At 59.5% G+C, this 16,343-nt stretch carries 14 protein-coding genes; 2 read left to right on the forward strand and 12 right to left on the reverse strand.

Annotated features, from left to right (window positions below):
- Nucleotides 1-88: 88 nt before the first annotated feature.
- The 3 genes from chrA to P353_RS05540 all read right to left on the reverse strand — a co-directional run bounded on the left by chrA (nucleotide 89) and on the right by P353_RS05540 (nucleotide 4,129).
- Nucleotides 89-1,444 carry a chromate efflux transporter gene (gene chrA, locus P353_RS05530; RefSeq protein WP_034366401.1) on the reverse strand — a complete coding sequence of 452 codons (1,356 nt, stop codon included), beginning with the start codon at nucleotides 1,442-1,444 and terminating at the stop codon, nucleotides 89-91.
- A gap of 326 nt (nucleotides 1,445-1,770) precedes the next feature.
- Nucleotides 1,771-3,054 carry a hypothetical protein gene (locus P353_RS05535; RefSeq protein ID WP_034366404.1) on the reverse strand — a complete coding sequence of 428 codons (1,284 nt, stop codon included), beginning with the start codon at nucleotides 3,052-3,054 and terminating at the stop codon, nucleotides 1,771-1,773.
- Between the two features lie 76 nt (nucleotides 3,055-3,130).
- Complete coding sequence (locus tag P353_RS05540; protein ID WP_034366407.1) at nucleotides 3,131-4,129, reverse strand: Bug family tripartite tricarboxylate transporter substrate binding protein; 999 nt, start codon at nucleotides 4,127-4,129, stop codon at nucleotides 3,131-3,133.
- 169 nt (nucleotides 4,130-4,298) lie between these two features.
- On the opposite strand from P353_RS05540, the gene P353_RS05545 reads away from it, so the two are divergent.
- The gene (locus P353_RS05545; protein ID WP_034366410.1) at nucleotides 4,299-5,189 is read left to right on the forward strand and encodes a LysR family transcriptional regulator; all 891 of its coding nucleotides are present in this window, start codon (nucleotides 4,299-4,301) and stop codon (nucleotides 5,187-5,189) included.
- A gap of 149 nt (nucleotides 5,190-5,338) precedes the next feature.
- On the opposite strand, the gene P353_RS05550 is transcribed toward P353_RS05545, so the two are convergent.
- The 9 genes from P353_RS05550 to arsC all read right to left on the reverse strand — a co-directional run bounded on the left by P353_RS05550 (nucleotide 5,339) and on the right by arsC (nucleotide 15,187).
- Nucleotides 5,339-5,644, reverse strand: coding sequence for an MliC family protein (locus P353_RS05550; protein WP_034366413.1), 306 nt, complete (start codon nucleotides 5,642-5,644; stop codon nucleotides 5,339-5,341).
- A 183-nt stretch (nucleotides 5,645-5,827) separates the two neighbouring features.
- Nucleotides 5,828-7,297: a sensor domain-containing diguanylate cyclase gene (locus tag P353_RS05555; RefSeq protein WP_230847565.1), complete on the reverse strand. Its 1,470-nt coding sequence runs from the start codon at nucleotides 7,295-7,297 to the stop codon at nucleotides 5,828-5,830.
- Nucleotides 7,298-7,416: 119 nt separating this feature from the next.
- Nucleotides 7,417-8,439: a sensor domain-containing diguanylate cyclase gene (locus P353_RS05560; RefSeq protein WP_034366416.1), complete on the reverse strand. Its 1,023-nt coding sequence runs from the start codon at nucleotides 8,437-8,439 to the stop codon at nucleotides 7,417-7,419.
- 156 nt (nucleotides 8,440-8,595) lie between these two features.
- Nucleotides 8,596-9,963, reverse strand: coding sequence for an ATP-binding protein (locus tag P353_RS05565; protein WP_034366419.1), 1,368 nt, complete (start codon nucleotides 9,961-9,963; stop codon nucleotides 8,596-8,598).
- Nucleotides 9,960-10,619, reverse strand: a complete 660-nt coding sequence (locus tag P353_RS05570) for a response regulator transcription factor (RefSeq protein WP_034348534.1) — start codon at nucleotides 10,617-10,619, stop codon at nucleotides 9,960-9,962. The genes P353_RS05565 and P353_RS05570 overlap by 4 nt, the downstream gene beginning before the upstream one ends.
- 148 nt (nucleotides 10,620-10,767) lie before the next feature.
- Nucleotides 10,768-11,172, reverse strand: coding sequence for a hypothetical protein (locus P353_RS05575; RefSeq protein WP_034366422.1), 405 nt, complete (start codon nucleotides 11,170-11,172; stop codon nucleotides 10,768-10,770).
- Nucleotides 11,173-11,257: 85 nt separating this feature from the next.
- Complete coding sequence (locus P353_RS05580; RefSeq protein ID WP_034366425.1) at nucleotides 11,258-12,817, reverse strand: ATP-binding cassette domain-containing protein; 1,560 nt, start codon at nucleotides 12,815-12,817, stop codon at nucleotides 11,258-11,260.
- Nucleotides 12,818-13,102: 285 nt separating this feature from the next.
- Nucleotides 13,103-14,644, reverse strand: coding sequence for a Do family serine endopeptidase (locus tag P353_RS05585; RefSeq protein ID WP_034366593.1), 1,542 nt, complete (start codon nucleotides 14,642-14,644; stop codon nucleotides 13,103-13,105).
- Nucleotides 14,645-14,806: 162 nt separating this feature from the next.
- A complete protein-coding gene (arsC, locus tag P353_RS05590; protein ID WP_052084734.1) occupies nucleotides 14,807-15,187 on the reverse strand; it encodes an arsenate reductase (glutaredoxin) in 381 nt (126 codons plus the stop codon).
- Nucleotides 15,188-15,320: 133 nt separating this feature from the next.
- Between arsC and P353_RS05595 the strand changes: the two genes are divergently transcribed.
- Nucleotides 15,321-16,331 (forward strand): Bug family tripartite tricarboxylate transporter substrate binding protein, encoded by a 1,011-nt coding sequence (locus tag P353_RS05595; RefSeq protein ID WP_034366432.1) that lies wholly within the window; start codon nucleotides 15,321-15,323, stop codon nucleotides 16,329-16,331.
- Nucleotides 16,332-16,343 lie beyond the last annotated feature (12 nt).

Here is a 16,343-nt window from a genome sequence, read left to right on the forward strand (position 1 = left end):
CAGGGAAAGACAAGTTTAACCAGAGCTCCCGACCTGTGGCAGTCGTAAAACGCCCCACGACTCGCCCCCAGACCAGGAGCTCGAGCGATCACCACAGCTGCGCAAGCAATCCTGTCAGCCCTGCCGCCGCAATGACGTAGATGACATTGATCTTGAAGCGGAGCAACGCGATGCCTGCTGCCAGCCCAATGGCAATCGACGGCCACTCCATGTGTCCTGCGAAGCCCTGGGGCCAAACGACATGGTAGGCAAAGAAGACCGCCAGATTCAGGATGACACCCACGACCGCAGCAGTGATTCCGACCAGTGGCGCGGTGAATTTAAGCTTGCCGTGGGTGGACTCGATAAAGGGCCCCCCCAGGAAAATGAAAAAGAACGACGGCAAAAAAGTGAAGAAGGTCACGATCACTGCTGCGACGACTCCAGCGAGCAGCTGCGAATCCACACCGAAGATCGCTTTTGTCCAGCCGCCTACAAAGGCCACAAAGGACACCACCATGATGAGCGGGCCCGGAGTGGTCTCCCCCAAAGCCAGGCCATCGATCATTTGTGTTGCAGTCAACCAATGGAAGTGCTCCACCGCGCCCTGGTAAACATAGGGCAGCACCGCATATGCGCCACCAAAAGTCATCAGCGCGGCCTTGGTGAAGAACCACCCCATTTGTACCAAGGCAGACTCCAGACCAAACACCGTGGCGAGCACGCCCATCACGCTGGCCCACAACGTCAGGCAGACCAGCGACACCCTCCAGAATCCTCGCCAGGAAAATCGCGCATGCGCAGGAGTGGGAGTGTCGTCGTCGATCAATGCAGCCCCGAGTGACTGACGCGCATTGCCTTTTTCATGGCTGGAGCCACCAAAGGCCTCGGGGCGCAATTTACCGCCGATGAAACCGATGGCTGCAGCCGCAATGACGATGAGCGGGAACGGAACATTGAGGGCAAAAATGGCGAGAAACGCAGCAGCCGCAATTCCCCAATGCCAGCTGCTCTTGAGCGATCTGGAGCCCACCCGGTAGGCCGCCTGTGCCACAAGCGCCGTCACAGCGGGCTTGATGCCATAGAAAATGCCTGCAATGACCGGCATGTCGCCATGGGCCATATAAAGCCAGGCCAGAGCCATGATGATGAACAGCGATGGCAGGACAAAAAGAAGCCCTGCCAAAATGCCGCCCCATGTCCGATGCAGCAACCACCCCAGGTAAGTGGCAAGCTGCTGAGCCTCGGGCCCCGGCAGCAGCATGCAGTAGTTCAGGGCGTGGAGAAATCGCTTCTCGGAAATCCATCGGCGGCGGTCTACAAGCTCCTCATGCATGAGTGCTATTTGACCTGCGGGGCCGCCAAAGCTGATGAAGCCCAGCTTCAACCAAAAACGCAGTGCTTCTGAAAGCGAAAGAGAGGCGGGCGCAACCGGATCGGTAGGCCTGGGCAAAGCGGTGTCCATAAAAACTCCATAGGGAATATCCAGCTCTTGGACGGGACACCGTCTACCCTTGCGGGACGGGAGGCTGCTTTCCCGATGCAGAAATTCTAGCCCAGTCTCCTGAGCCCTCATACACGCCGAAGACAAAGTCTGCAGCGACCGAGCATGAAGCAACGCTGTATCTGCTGTGCGCCACAAGGAAATGCAATCCAGTCCTCAACGCCCAGAGCTCTTTCGCGGCAGATCTCTCGCGCCGACGAAGGCGCCGAGCGCCGGAATTCCCCCCTTGAGGCACACCGCAGCTCGGATCACTAGAACCACATCACCGATGGAGCTGCTTTCAATATTCAGGCCGCTTCCACAATCGACGAGACGTCCAGCACATACATCTGGCGCTGGCTCTCGTGCACCGAGTCAATGCATACCTGCTTGCCATCACGGCTCCAACGTGGATGCAGGTCACAGCGGTTTTCCTTGCTCAGGTCCGGAGTGGCATAGAAACTGCCCAGATTGCGACGCTCGCCGGTCTGCATGTCGAAAAGGAACAGAAAGCGCTCGTGTGTCCTGTCGTCTGGATAGGTGTCACTGAGCATCCAGCGGGTGCTCACCGGCGAGAACGTCATATGGCCGTTTTCCACCAGTACATCGCGGCCAATCACTTGCACCTCGCCTCCTTCAACGTCGTGATAGAGGTGGTAGTGAATCTCGCCGGCATGTGGCCCCCAGACAATGATGTGCTCGTTGTCCTGCCACAGGGGATGAGAGATCTGGTATTCCGACTTTTCATAGTCAAACGTGCCTACGGCACTGGGGTCGAAGTCGTCAGCCAGCTGCGGCAGCGGATGATCCGAGCACTCCAGCAAGCGCATGTCGGAGCCGTCCGGGTTCATGGTGATCAGGCGATGCAAAAAGCAGGTCTCATCCTTCACACGCTCTGTCCAACGATGCAAAAACAGGATGCGTGAAGAAGCCGGGTTGATCTCGATATGGCTTACCCAGTGGATGGCCTTGTCCATCGACGACACATGATGGAATGCCTTTAGTTGCGCGTAGCTGACCAGCAATCGGCAATCGCCTGTCGCCAGTTCCATGCGCCAGATGCCGTCATCGGGGGGCGCTAGAGGCAATTCAAAAGGCTGGCCGGGTTCGCTGTAACCAATGGTCTCGTGCGTGATGTACAGACGCCGGTAGTTGACCGACAGCGCCCAGGCACTGCTGGGTGCCACCACATACACAGGCATGGGCATAACGCGGCGCTCTTGCGTATCCACATCCACCACCACGGCGCCAAAGCCCGGGTAACGAGCGGACATATCGCCCGTGCGATCGTTATAGATCAGCTTGCGGCCCGGTGCGCCGTCAAGCCATTGCAGCTGGCTGCCCATCTGGAAGTTCCAGGCACCGGTCTCGCCCACTGCGTGAAAGCGGTCACCGTCCTGAGTGTCGAAATAGCCAATCGTGGCCTTGACCTCCGGCGTCAGATAGATGTCCATCCAGGGCGTTTGCTGGGCTGCCAGCAGGCGATTGCTTTTGTCCCAGTTGGACTTGTTGTAGTAGCCGAAGAAGTGATGAAGGCTGCCGTTACCCACGCGTCGGCAGGGAGCAAAAGAAGAATGAGAAGAGATCGTCATTGGATGTCAAGCAGTAGCGTCGCAGCACAGGCTGCGACTCGAAAACGATGCAGGGCATGAAGAAGCCCGGCTCTGATCAGTTCGCCGTAATCTTTCCGGCAGCGATCACCTGATCCCAGCGCTGCTTTTCCCTGGCCACAAAGCTTTGCGCTTCTGCTGGGGTATTGGCCACGGCACTCATCCCTTGATCCTGCAGACCCTTGCGGAACTCGGGCGTATTGACCACCTTGCGGATGTCTTCACTGAGCTTTTGCACCAGGGCCTGAGGCACCTTGGAGGACACGGCGACCGTGGTCCATGACGTGGCCACATAGTCCTTCATTCCGGCCTCGCTGGCCGTCGGCACATCCGGCAATGCCGCCAGACGTTCATTGCCTGTGACCGCCAGTGCCTTGAGCTTGCCGCCCTTGACGTGCGCCAGCACTGTCGGAGGGTTCTCGAACATCAGCTGGATCTGGCCGCCAAGCAAATCATTGAGCGCGGCAGAACTGCCACGATAAGGAACATGAACAATAGGCGCACCGGACTGCAGCCTGTACAGCTCCCCCATCATATGAACCGACGAGCCCACGCCAGCAGAGCCAAAATTGATGCTGCCTGGCTCCTGCTTGGCAAGCGCAGTCAGCTCCTGCAGATTCCTGACCGGCAGATGGGGGGTTGCCACCACCACATGCGGCATCTCCGCCAGCACGGTGACAACGCGCAGCTCCTTGGCGGGGTCGTAAGGCAGCTTTTTGTAGACCGCGTAAGCAGCATGCAATCCGATCGATCCCACCATCAGCGTGTAGCCGTCCGCGGGCTGGTCGGACACATATTTGCCGCCCAGGTGACCGCCCGCCCCGGGCTTGTTTTCAACCACCACAGGCTGGTTCCACATACGGCCGAGCCTGTCGGCAAGCATACGGGCCTGCACATCCGAGCTGCCACCCGCAGTGAACGGCACGATGATGCGAATTTGACGAGCAGGATTGGGATATGCGGAGCTGCCTTCAGCCCAGGCTGAACCCACACTCGCCAGCGTTGCGGCAGCCAGCATTCCCATACACAGAGAGCGACGAGCGCTAATGCAAACCATCTAATGACTCCTTGGATTGATTGATGCGCCCTCAATTCCTGAAAACGCATGCACTTATTCGTATGGAAGTCAGTGTAGAAAGCCTAACCTACTCGGAAAAATTCATTTTTCAAACTCATCTATACGCGGCTGGTATACCCTTCGCCCTCCGCATTAAACCGATTGCGTCATGCCACGCCCTTTGAGTTTTAAAGAAATTGAAGCATTTCGTGCCGTGATGCAAACCGGCACTACGACCGCCGCTGCGCAGCTGCTGCACACCACCCAACCGTCCATCAGCCGTCTGCTGGCTCAGATGCAGACGGGCGCGGACCTGAAGCTGTTTGATATGTATAAAGGGCGGCTGCGCCCGACTGCAGAGGCACGGGAGCTCTTTTCGACGGTGCAGCAGCATTTCGTAGGTCTGGGCCGCATTGAGCGCGACCTTCAGGGGTTGCGGCAGTTCGGTGCAGGCACTCTACGCATAGGCTGCACCCCGGCACTGGGACTGTCCATCGTTCCTGCGGCCTTGCACAATTTTCTGCTGCGCTACCCGGGCACACACATCAGTCTGCAGACGCTAGGCACTACACATCTTCGGGAAGGACTGCTGCACGGCCAGTTTGACCTGGTGGTCAGTACCATGGCCATTGGCTCCCCTGAACTCAACGCAAGCGTTCTGCATCAGACCCAGGCCGTCTGCGTCATGCATCCAGACCATCCGCTGGCACAGCACAGCAGCCTGCATGTCCAGGACTTGGAAAACCAGCTGCTGCTGACTTTGAATTCGGACGACAACATCTACCTGCAACTGCAGCGAACCATGCTCGAGCATGATGTCCGGCCCAGCTCAACTGTCGAGACCACCTACTCTTCCACCATCTGCTGCCTCGCAGCGCAAGGTACAGGCTTGGGCGTAGTGAACCCCTACGTGGCGGCAACATTTGCCTCAAGCCTCTGCATCAAACCGTTCCTGCCCGAGTGCTCCGTAGAGGTGGCGCTAGCACTGCCAAGTCATTCGGCACCTTCGGAACGCACGCAATGCTTCGTCGAGGAGCTGCAAAAACAGCTGGCAACATAAGCAGCCCAGCTCTGCGGCAAAGGCCAACCACTCAGGAAAACTCCAGAGTCAGATGGCTGCAAACGCCAAATGCGCCCCAAAGGTCTGCGCCCGCAACCGAGCGCATACGCATGGATGCAGTTGAATTCCGGCGATAGTCAGAAGGGCCCTTACCGGGCCTTGCATTGGATCGGCACCATGCGGCCGATCTCGACTGTCAGATCCAGTCCTTTTCCTCGGATGGTATTGGGCCCGTTGCTGTAAATAAATCCGGAGCCGCTTGGCTGCTGTGCAAGCTCTATGCCTTGACCACCGCGTATCAAGACTGCTTTGCTGTTGGCAGGCGAGAAACGCACCGAAATGGATTCTCCGTTTGCACAGGTGAATGCAACTTCACGATCTGCATCTTGAGACGGTGCAGAACTGCAGGCACTGACGGCGATTGCGGCAAGCATGGCAAGCCCGATGACTTTCATAGACTTCTCCCGTGATATTTCAAGGCAAGACTCAAGCAGCCATGAAGAACTCCTGTGTCTTGCAGCACTTCCCAAACTTGGCGGATCGCCTTTGTCTCGACAGATTGGAATGTTCCAACCCGCTACAAGCTCCTGCAGTCAGACTGCAACGCAAAGCGGAACTTGATTGACGCATACCTGAGCTCAGGCTGAGCTCACACGCCTGTCGCGCTCCTTGTCCCGGTAAAGACGTGCTTTTTCAGCATACATGGCCTTGTCCGCCCCTTGAACAATGCTCTCTATCGGCGTGCCTTCCTGGCCACAGGCATGGCCCATGGAGACCTGGATGCTGTGACCCGGATAGAACTGATTGTTCAGCTCCAGCAAGGACAAGATGCGCTCCTGCAATGCCACGGCACCGCGTTCATCGGTTCCCGGCAAAAGCACGACAAACTCATCGCCGCCGATGCGGGCTGCGCAGGCAGGCGCATCCACTGCCTTGGAGAGAACTTCTCCCATACGCCTGAGCATGGCATCGCCTGCAGTATGACCATGCTCGTCGTTGACGACCTTGAGTCCATTCATATCTATGGCAAGCATGGACAAGGGCCAGGGCCCTTTGCGCGACAGCCTGTTGAGCTCTTCGGTATAGAAAGCGCGGTTGCGCAACTGGGTCAACACATCATGCTTGCCCAGATATTCAAGATAAGCCTCAGCCTTCTTGCGAGCGGTGATATCCACGAGTGACAGCAGCACCAAGCCCCATTTCTCCGCATGACTGCTCATGATGGCGAACTCCATATGAATATGGAGCACATCGCCAGCCAGCCCGTAGTTCACCACTTCCCGCTGCTGCACCAGCTTGCCCTCCCAAAGGTCTATCAGCTGCTCGGCAAACGAATCGTACATTTCGCCCCTGAAAACCTTGGTCAGATTCTGCAGCAGTTGCTGCTTGCTCTCGGCACCGAACATTTGCAGCGTCTGGCGATTGACATCGAGCACCTGGATTTCCTGCATGCAGCGGGTCACGAATTCCGGATGCACTTTCAGAAAAGTCCGGAAATCGGTGATTCCGCGCGCTCGAACATCGTCCATCAGGCGCTTGACCACGCTGAAGTCCTCGACCCACAGCGACACCGGCGAGTACTCGAACAGGTCTCTGGAGTATTGCTCGCTGCGCTGAAGCTTCACCGTGCTCTGCACCTCCGCCGTCACATCCTCCAGCGAGACCAGCACCCGGCTCCAGCTTTTCTCGTAGCCCGGCAGTACACGCGCCCTCACCTGCACATCAAGTCGCTGTCCATCCAGGGCATAGTTGACCGAGCGGGTCTCGAAACTGAGCACCCCTTCCCAGAGGGCGAGCAGTTCGTTCATGATGCTATCGAGCATGTCGCCGCGAAAGACCTCGCTCAGCCGGCTCTTCAGGGTTTCCTCATCTGCGGCCTTGAACAGGTCAAGCGTGTATTGATTGACCCGAAGCACCTTGTAGGACTGACTGCAAAGCTTGAGCCGCTCCGGATCTTCTTTGAGAAAACTGAGCAGATCGCTCACGCCCTGCGCCCGCCATTGATCGAAAATCTGTCTCAGGCCGCTGTAATCCTCCATCCAGAGCGATACCGGGGCCAGGTTGAACATATCCTCGAAGTCCAGACCTTCTGCGAGCGAATTTTTCACAAACAATACCTCCGCCAACGATTATTACCGAGACTTCAAGCCTGCACGCTACCCTCCTTTGCTAGGTCGATCGACTGTCGTGCAGCAATGAAAAAGACTCCCTGGGGAGTCTTTTAAAGTCATATCGCCTCAGGCAGTCTCTTCCTTGCGGCTTTCACTTTGTACATCGCAGCATCGGCTTTCTGCAAAGCGTCATCCACATCGGTGTCATCGGGCATCAAACAGACCATGCCCACGCTGGCTCCTGGGTACTCGATCTCACGTCCGTCGGCCAATTGCAAGCTGGCGACAGAGGCTTTGCTCAGTCGCAGCTGCATCTCCCTGATCACGGCCTCAGCGTCTTCATCCAGCAAAGGCCCTGCGCCGACCATGACGAATTCATCGCCACCGAAACGAGCCAGCATGTCACTGCTGCGCAGTCCTGCTCGCAGTTGTTCGGCCATGGCACGCAGCAACGCATCCCCAGCCTCATGACCAAACTGGTCATTGATCTGCTTGAAGCGGTCAAGATCCACAAAGCCCACCAGCACCCATTCACGGGTGCGTCGGCAATGAGCAATGAGCCGGTTGAGTTCCTCGGTCACGCAGCGGCGATTGGGCAATCCAGTCAGAGAATCGAGCATGGCCAACGAGGCCAGCTCCTCGTTGGCATGCTGCAGCGATCTCACCAGTTGCTCGCGCTCGGCAAAGCCGGCAATGATCTTGGCAAACAGGCGCAGCAGATCCTCGGCCTCTGCTGCCAGCGCGACGGAATGGTCGCTGGCTGCACACAAAGTGCCGAACAGCGCACCATTGGAAAAACGCACGGGCGTGCTCACATAAGTCTGGATACCCAGTTGACGCGCTGCATCCGAGTCGCCCCAGCACTCGCCAACATTGTCAGTAAAGGTACGCCCTTCGTCGAGCGACCGCTTGCACAAGGTGTCGTGCCAGGGCACCTCCAGCCCTTCGGGGATCTTCATTCCTCCCGTATTGAGGGAGTACAGGACATTCTGAATACCGCGTGCCTCATCAACGGTGGTGAGATAGGCCGACTCCAGATCAGTCACTTCCACCATGATTTCCAGAAGAGGTCGCGTGAAGCTGGGCAGATTCTGAGATGCGGAGACTGTCTGGGAAAGGCGTTGAATAATTGATGGCATGGTGCAATTTGGGGGTACGGCCGCACGACAAGTGCGGCAGCTCAAGCAAAGCCTAAAGCCTAGGCATCATCACTTTCATTCGGCTGAGACCATCGTTCAATCATGCAATGAAAGCCAGATCCCAACGCTCATATTTTCAAGCAATCGATTGTCAGACTAGGACTGAGGCCACAGGACCCTGACACGCAAACCGCCCAATTGCGGCGACTCGTCAAGCCACAGCTGGGCACCGCTGCTTTGCGCAATGCTTTGCGCAATGGCCAGTCCCAGGCCACTGCCGCCGGCCATGCCGCCAGCCCCTTGACCTCGTACAAAGCGCTGCAGGACGCGCTGACGCTCGGCCGGTGCAATGCCAGGACCCGAGTCTTCCACCACCAGTGCACGTCCGTGCTCGTCCTGCAACCAGCCCACATCGACCCGTCCCCCGGCGGGCACGTATTTGATTGCGTTGTCCAGCAGGTTGCGCAGCAGCACCGCCAGTGCCTCGGCGTCTGCGGCCACGCTGAATGAGGACTGCTGCTGCGGGTCTTCACTCAGGCCCATGTCCAGCCCCTTGGCCTGGGCAGCCGGCGCGGCATCAGCCAGGGCCTGCCCGACCAGCACGCGCAAGTCAGCCAGCGGCGCATCTTCACTCTGCGGCCTGGCTTCCTGCCTGGCCAATGTCAGCAACTGCTCCACCAGTCGCCTGGCGCGCTCTATCCCTTGCGCCAGACGGGCCTGCGCTGACTCGCGCTCAGCGCTGTCCGTCGCTTTGCGCAGCAGCTGCAATTGCAGCTGCAACGCGGCCAGCGGCGAGCGCAGCTCATGCGCAGCATCTGCCACGAAATTCTGCTGGGCCTCAAAAGCCTGCCGTACGCGCTGCAGCAAGCTGTTGAGCTCCTCTACCAGCGGGCGCATCTCATCCGGCAGATCATGCTCCGCCACGGGTGCCAGATCCTGGGGCTGACGCAGGGCCAACTCCCTGCGCACCCGATGCACGGGAGTCAGTGAACGGCGAATCACCCACCACACGGCCAGCGCCAGCAGCGGCAACAGCAACACCACAGGCAACAAGCTGCGCCAGGCGGCTTCACGCGCGAGCATCTGACGCACGCGCATGTCCTGTGCAATCTGAATCACCTGAGAGCGTGTCTGCAGTGAAAACACACGGTAGGTCGTGCCACGCGCAGGCACATCGGCAAAGCCCAGCACAGCCATCTGTGGCAAGGCATCGCCCAGAGCCGACTCGAAGATTCTCAGTCCCTCATTGGTCCAGACCTGGACGATGAACTCGTTGTTTTCATCTTCGGGCGGCGTTCCCTGCGGCCTGCCTTTGGCGTCGACCGGCAGACCTGCCCGCAGTGCAAACGCCGTCTGCTGCATCTGGTAGTCGAACAGGGTATCGGTCTGCTCCAGAGCATTGCGATAGGCAAAAGCACCCTGCAGAACAGCCACCAGCAAAATCGCCACGCCGATGAACAGCAGCAGGCGTCCGCCCAGCGAACCTGGCAGCTTCAGCCGCTTCAATGCCTGGTTATTGCTCATGGTCTGGGCACCATATATCCAAGACCGCGCACATTGAGCACCGCTGCAGCGCCGAGCTTTTTGCGCAGTCCGTGGATATAGACCTCCACCGCATTGCTGCTGACCTCGTCGCCCCAGCCGTAGAGCTTGTCTTCGATTTGCTGACGTGACAGCGTGGCCCCCGGCCTTGTCAACAATGCCTGCAGCACCGCCCATTCACGGCCTGACAGGGTGACCGGCTGACCATTCACGCTGGCCTCACGGGTATTGGGGTTGAGCATGATGCCCTCATGCTCGTACACCGCATCCAGATGCCCTGCCGCACGCCGCGTTAGCGCGCGAATGCGGGCCAGCAGCTCATCCATGTCATAGGGTTTGATGACATAGTCATCGGCCCCGGCGTCCAGCCCCGCAATGCGGTCACGCACGGCGTCCCTCGCGGTCGCCACCAGCACCGGCGTGGCATCCTTGCGCGCACGCAACTGGCGCAGCACCTGCAAGCCATCAAGCTTGGGCAAGCCCAAGTCGAGCAGCACCAGATCGTACTGGTGGCCATGCAAGGCTGTATCGGCCTGGGCTCCATCCTGAACCCAATCCACCACATAGCCCTCACCGCGCAGCAGCGCCAGCACGGCCTGGCCGATCATGGTGTCATCTTCAACGAGCAGTAAACGCATGGCGCAAGGATAGCGTCGCTATAGCGGGAATGCCCAGCACCAGAAACAAAGGATGCATCGCACGCAGCCTGCATGCCGCGCAAGGCGGCAAGCGAGGCAGCCTCACCCCCAAGCGGGCAAGCCGCCACCTCACATGAGGGGCTGCCGGTTACACCGCAGCTTCGATGCTCGGCATTGCCAGACGTGCCTTGGTCAATGCCATGCCCAGGTTGGCGGTACGGCGGCAGACAAAGACTGCGACATAGTCGGGCACTGCCTTGCTACGCAGAAAGACGTGAATCAGGTTATCGCTGTTGACGATGATTTCCTGAAAATAGTGGTGACCATCATCGCTGAGGCCGCGCGAACGCTTGAACATGGTCTCGATCATGGAGATATTGGGGCCGTTGAACAGGTCGGCCGTTGCCGCCGCCACCAGATCAATCACCTCACGCGGATGGGAGTCCACGGTACGGATCGACAGCAACATGCCCGAAGCAGCATCCACATAACCAGCGGCCAGGCACTCGGGGACCGAAGCCACGGCCTTCGTCAATACAGAATCCAAACTCATTACGTTCTCACTTTCCTATTGCTAATCTTTCGCGTCATGGCCGTTTGCAGTGCGCAGCGGCCATGCTTTGGTGGTCTTGAAAACATCACGCCATCTTTTGCAGCAGTGCGTTTTCGAATTCATAAAGAAGCGCTTCCTGCGCCTTGGATTGCACATACTGAGCATCAATCAATCGCACACGGCGCAGCGCCTCTTCGGCAGTCAGGCCCTCGCGCACCAGCCAGGCGGCAAGCACGGTTCCGGTGCGGCCCAATCCGGCAAGGCAGTGCACGGCAAGCACCTCTCCACGGCGCAGGGCGACCGACATGCGTGCCAGCAGCATCTGCATCTGTGCCACTGTCGGTGGCTCTTGGTCATAGACCGGCAGGTGAAAGTTCTTGAGCCCATTGCGGGCCAAGGCATCCTGCGGGAAGTCCTTTTCCGTCAGCGTGATCAGCATGGTGATACCGCAACGGCTCAGAGCTTTGAGGTCGGCGTCCATGTCGTGCACCACGCCCGGCCAGGGCGTACCTGCCAGCCTCCCTGGCACCAGCCAGGAAAATCCGTTCGGGCCGCGGCTGGCTGGCATGGCATTTTCAGCGGCCAGCAATGGCTGCATTTCCATCAGCACAGCCGCATTCGGGGTGCGAGGCTGGTAGCGGGCTGCGGAGGACAGGCCAGATGACGCGACCGCTGCCGGCTGCGACAGAGCAGGCTCAGGCGCAGAGGCCGACGTTGGCGCAGGCAGCACGGGCTCCAGTTTGAGGGGAGCCACGACCTCACTCACTGCTGCCGAAGATGCAGGCAGGTCAGAAAATTCGGCAATGGCCGCCAAGGCGGCGGCAGGCAAGGGAGGTGGCGGCAGCACATCGTCGGCCAGCTCATTCAAAGGGGTACCCGGCATGGGGACAGCGCAGCTGCCGGTACGCAGGAATTGCTGACCAGCGGCACTGAGCGGCCGCTGAGTGAACGCAGCCATTGCTGCGGCTTCCTGGATACGCCCGCCTGCGAGCAACAGCATCTGCTGCGCAGCAGCCCGGGCATGCTGCTGCTGGTGCGTGATCAACAGCACACTGCGCTGCTGACCGATCTGCTTGATCACGTCCAGCAGCAAAAATGCCTCATAGCCCTCCAGCTCGGCCGTGGGCTCATCGATCATCAACACCGCCGGCTTGGCCCAGGCCTCGCGCAAAATGGCCACGACGCGTTGCTGCACCGCACTCAACAGCATGGTGGGCTTGTCCAGCATCTGGGCGAGCTCGGCCAGTCCATAGTGCTGCAGCTGCTCGCTCACCCAATGGCGCCACTCCAGTGGCGCACGTGGATCCCTCTGGCGCGCCTTCTCGATCAGTGCATCCAGGGTGTTGGCGCGCATGAGCCGGGCATGCTGCTGTACCAGGCTCGGCAAGGCCTGCACGCCGTTGGCGCTCCAAGGCATGTCCAATGGCTGATCGACATAGACCACCTGTCCCCAGCTGCGAAAGCGCGGATTGCTCGCATTCAGCCCGGCCAGCGTGCGCAGCAACGTGGACTTGCCCGTGCCCGCAGGCCCCAGCAAAGCGGTTACGCCTGATTGCGGCAGCGTGAAGTCCACTTCGGCCAGAACTACGCGTGGACCAAATGAAGCGCCCAGGCCTTGCACCTGCAGACTGTGTTGCTGATTCAAAAACTCCTCCCGTCGCAACGCCTGCTCCGGGAGCCGTCACGATGTATTTGCGGTCAAGCCGAATCGCCACCACACGACGTCAAAAAGACAAATGAATGCTTCGACTTGACAGTTTATGGCATTACATCCCCATAAACTCGCTACCCCTAGAGGAACATGACAAAAACGTACGAAAATTCAACGAGCGTTTATTTATTCATATATTTTTTGTTTTTAATCGATAAAAACAGACAAAGAAAAACCGCACCCATAAGGATGCGGTTTTTCATACGACAAGGGATCAACTCAGCCCAGGCGCACCGGCACGAAGATCTTGTTGCCATCGCGCCAGATCAGCACGGCCACGGTCTTGTCCGCTTTGGCGACTGCGGCCCGCACCTCGTCGATATTTCCGGCAGGTGCGCCATTGATGGACAGCAGCACATCTCCCTGGCTGATACCTGCTGCTGCTGCCGGACCGCTGGCCTGAGCCACCAGCAGACCGGAGTCCACGCCAATCTGCTTTTTCTCCTCAGGCTGCAGGGGGCGCAAAGCCAGCCCCAGCTTTCCCTTGTCGGCATCCGCAGAGGACTTGGCCACCTTCACAGCCTTGTCGCTGGCATCGCCCAGGGTCGCGCTCAGGGTCTTGGATTCACCTTTGCGCCAGACTTCTAGCGTCACTTCCTGCCCGGGCAAGGCCTGGCCGATAAAGGCTGGCAGATCGCCGGAGCCAACAACGGGTTTGCCATCCACCTTGCGCACCACATCGCCTGGCTCCAGTCCGGCCTTGGCGGCAGGGCCGTTCTTTTCGACACTGGCCACCAATGCACCTTCGGGCTTATCCAGCTTGAAGGAATCGGCAAAGGCCTGATTGACCTCCTGCACACTCACGCCCAGCTTGGCATGCTGGGCCTTACCCGTTGCCTGAATCTGCTGTTGCACACGGGTTGCCAGCTCGATGGGAATTGCAAACGACACCCCTTGATACCCGCCCGAGCGGGTGTAGATCTGGCTGTTGATGCCCACGACCTCGCCCTGTGCGTTGAACAGCGGGCCACCAGAGTTTCCGGGGTTGATCGCCACATCCGTCTGCAGGAAGGGAACGAAGGAATCATCGGGCAAAGAGCGCCCCTTGGCACTCACCACGCCAGCCGTCACGCTGTTTTCAAAACCGAAAGGCGAGCCGATGGCCAGCACCCAGTCGCCCACACGCAGCTGGCTGGTCTGGCCCAGCTTGACCGTGGGCAAGCCGCTGGCGTCAATCTTGAGCACCGCCACATCGGTCTTGGGGTCGGCTCCCAGCACCTTGGCCCTGAACTCGCGACGGTCGTTGAGCTTGACCGTCACCTCCTTGGCTCCGCGCACCACATGGGCGTTGGTCAAAATCACGCCATCGCTGGACACGATAAAGCCCGAGCCTTGTCCACGCATGGGTGTATCGGGCTGCTGCGCACGCGGCCCCATGCCCTGACCACCGGGCATGCCTGGAATGCCGAACTGGCGAAAGAACTCAAAGAAGGGATCGTCAGGGCTGATGCCCGGACCCTGTTGCTGGCGTTCGCTGGCCTGGTCGCCTTCATCGTCGCTCATGGCACGAGAGGAACCTACCACGCTGATATTGACCACGGCCGCGCCGTTGCGTGCCGTGATATCTGCAAAATTGGGAGCATTCACCGCGGGCAGGTTAAGGGCTGCGGGCTGCGCTGCCACTGCAGATTGCGTCACCTGCGCCTGTGCAGCGCTGCGGGTTCCGACCAGGCCGGCGCCGGTGGCGCCCAGTGCGCCAATCGCACCAGCAGCCACCAGGGCCATCACCAGTCGGCGAGGTGTGGACAGAATTGTGTTCATGGTCATCCTTTCAAAGAAAAGCACCGGATCGGTGTCGTTGAAGGGAAGTTTGAACATGCACACTTAGGCCAGACTTAGGCCCGTGCAGCTCTGGGCCAAAGGCCTGATCCGGCAGCCGCCGGCTCTCGCGCGCTGTCTGGCGTGTTCAGGCTCTTTGCAGCCTCAGATCAGCTCCAGCACCCGCTCCGGCGGACGGCAAAGCATGGCGCCCTTGGGCGTGACCACGATGGGTCGATTGAGCAGCACCGGGTGCGCGGCCACGGCCTGAATCAGCTGCACATCGCTGACGGCGGCGTTATCCAGGCCCAGCTCCTTGAACTGCGCTTCCTTGCTGCGCAGCAAGTCACGCACCGGAACGCCCATGTGTGTCACCAGCTCTGCCAGCTCTGGCGCCGTCAGCGGCGTGGCGATGTAATCCACAATATTGGGCTCGATGCCATGCTCGCGCAGCAGCGCCAGCGCGCCGCGCGAATTGCTGCAGCGGTTGTTGTGAAAAATGGTGATGTCAGGGCGATTCACGGGGGTGTCTGTACTTGTCGTCATGACTGCAGTGTAGCGAGCCTGCGCCTGCTCAAGGCTTGGCAGGCAGTCACTGCATAGCAGCTATGCCGGCTGCGCCAGAGCCAGGCACAGGGCCATCTCATAGACTGTCTGCAAAACATCATGAGGAGACAATATGCCCGCTTTCACCGCACGTGAACCCTCCACTCTGAGCCGTCGCCAATGGAGCCAATGGGCTGCTGCCACCGCCTTGGGCAGTCTGACCGGCACTGCTCTGGCGCAGGACTCGAGGTACCCCAGCAAGGCCATACGCATGGTCATTCCGTTCACGCCCGGCGGCTCTGCAGACATTCTGGGTCGCGCCATAGGTCATGAGCTGACGAGCGCCTGGGGCCAGAGTGTGGTGCCCGAAAACGTCGCCGGCGCAGGCGGCAGCATTGGAGCGGACCGCGTGGCAAAGGCCAGTGCCGATGGCTACACCCTGCTAATGGGCCATGTCGGCACGCTGGCCGTTACACCCACGCTCTACCCCAAGCTGCCTTACGACCCTATCAAGAGCTTTACGCCTCTGGCCTGGGTAGCGCGTGTGCCCAACGTGCTGGTCGTGCATCCATCGCTGCCGGTCAATGATCTGGCATCGTTCATCAGCTACGCCAAGGCCAACCCGGGCGCAGTGAATTTCAGCTCGGGGGGCAACGGCAGTGCCGCGCATATGACCATGGCCTATCTGAGCCTGCAAGCAGGGCTGAAGATGCAGCATGTGCCCTACAAGGGCACGGCACCGGCCGTCAACGACCTGGTGGCCGGCCAGGTTCAGGCCTTGTTCACCGGCATCCCCGCCGTGCTGGCCCAAATTCGCTCCGGCCAGATCAAGGCGATCGCCGTTTCATCACCTCAGCGCATCCCTGCACTGCCCAATGTGCCTACCGTGGCCGAAGCAGGTTTGCCCGGCTTTGAGGCCGACCAATGGTATGGCGTGGTCGGCCCTGCCAATATGCCCGCCGACGTGGTCGCCAAGATCAATCAGCAGATCAATGCCTCACTCCGAAGCCCCGCCATCCTCGAGCGTCTGCAAAGCGAAGGCGCCCAGCCCATGCCCAGCACGCCCAAGGTCTTTGCCGACCTCATCGTCAAGGACCTCGCGCGCTGGCGCAAGGTCATCGTCGACAGCAAGATGACTCTGTGAGCGGGTAGCTCT

The sequence above is a fragment of the Comamonas testosteroni genome, from assembly GCF_000761245.1.
Taxonomy (GTDB): Bacteria; Pseudomonadota; Gammaproteobacteria; order Burkholderiales; family Burkholderiaceae_C; genus Comamonas; species Comamonas testosteroni_C.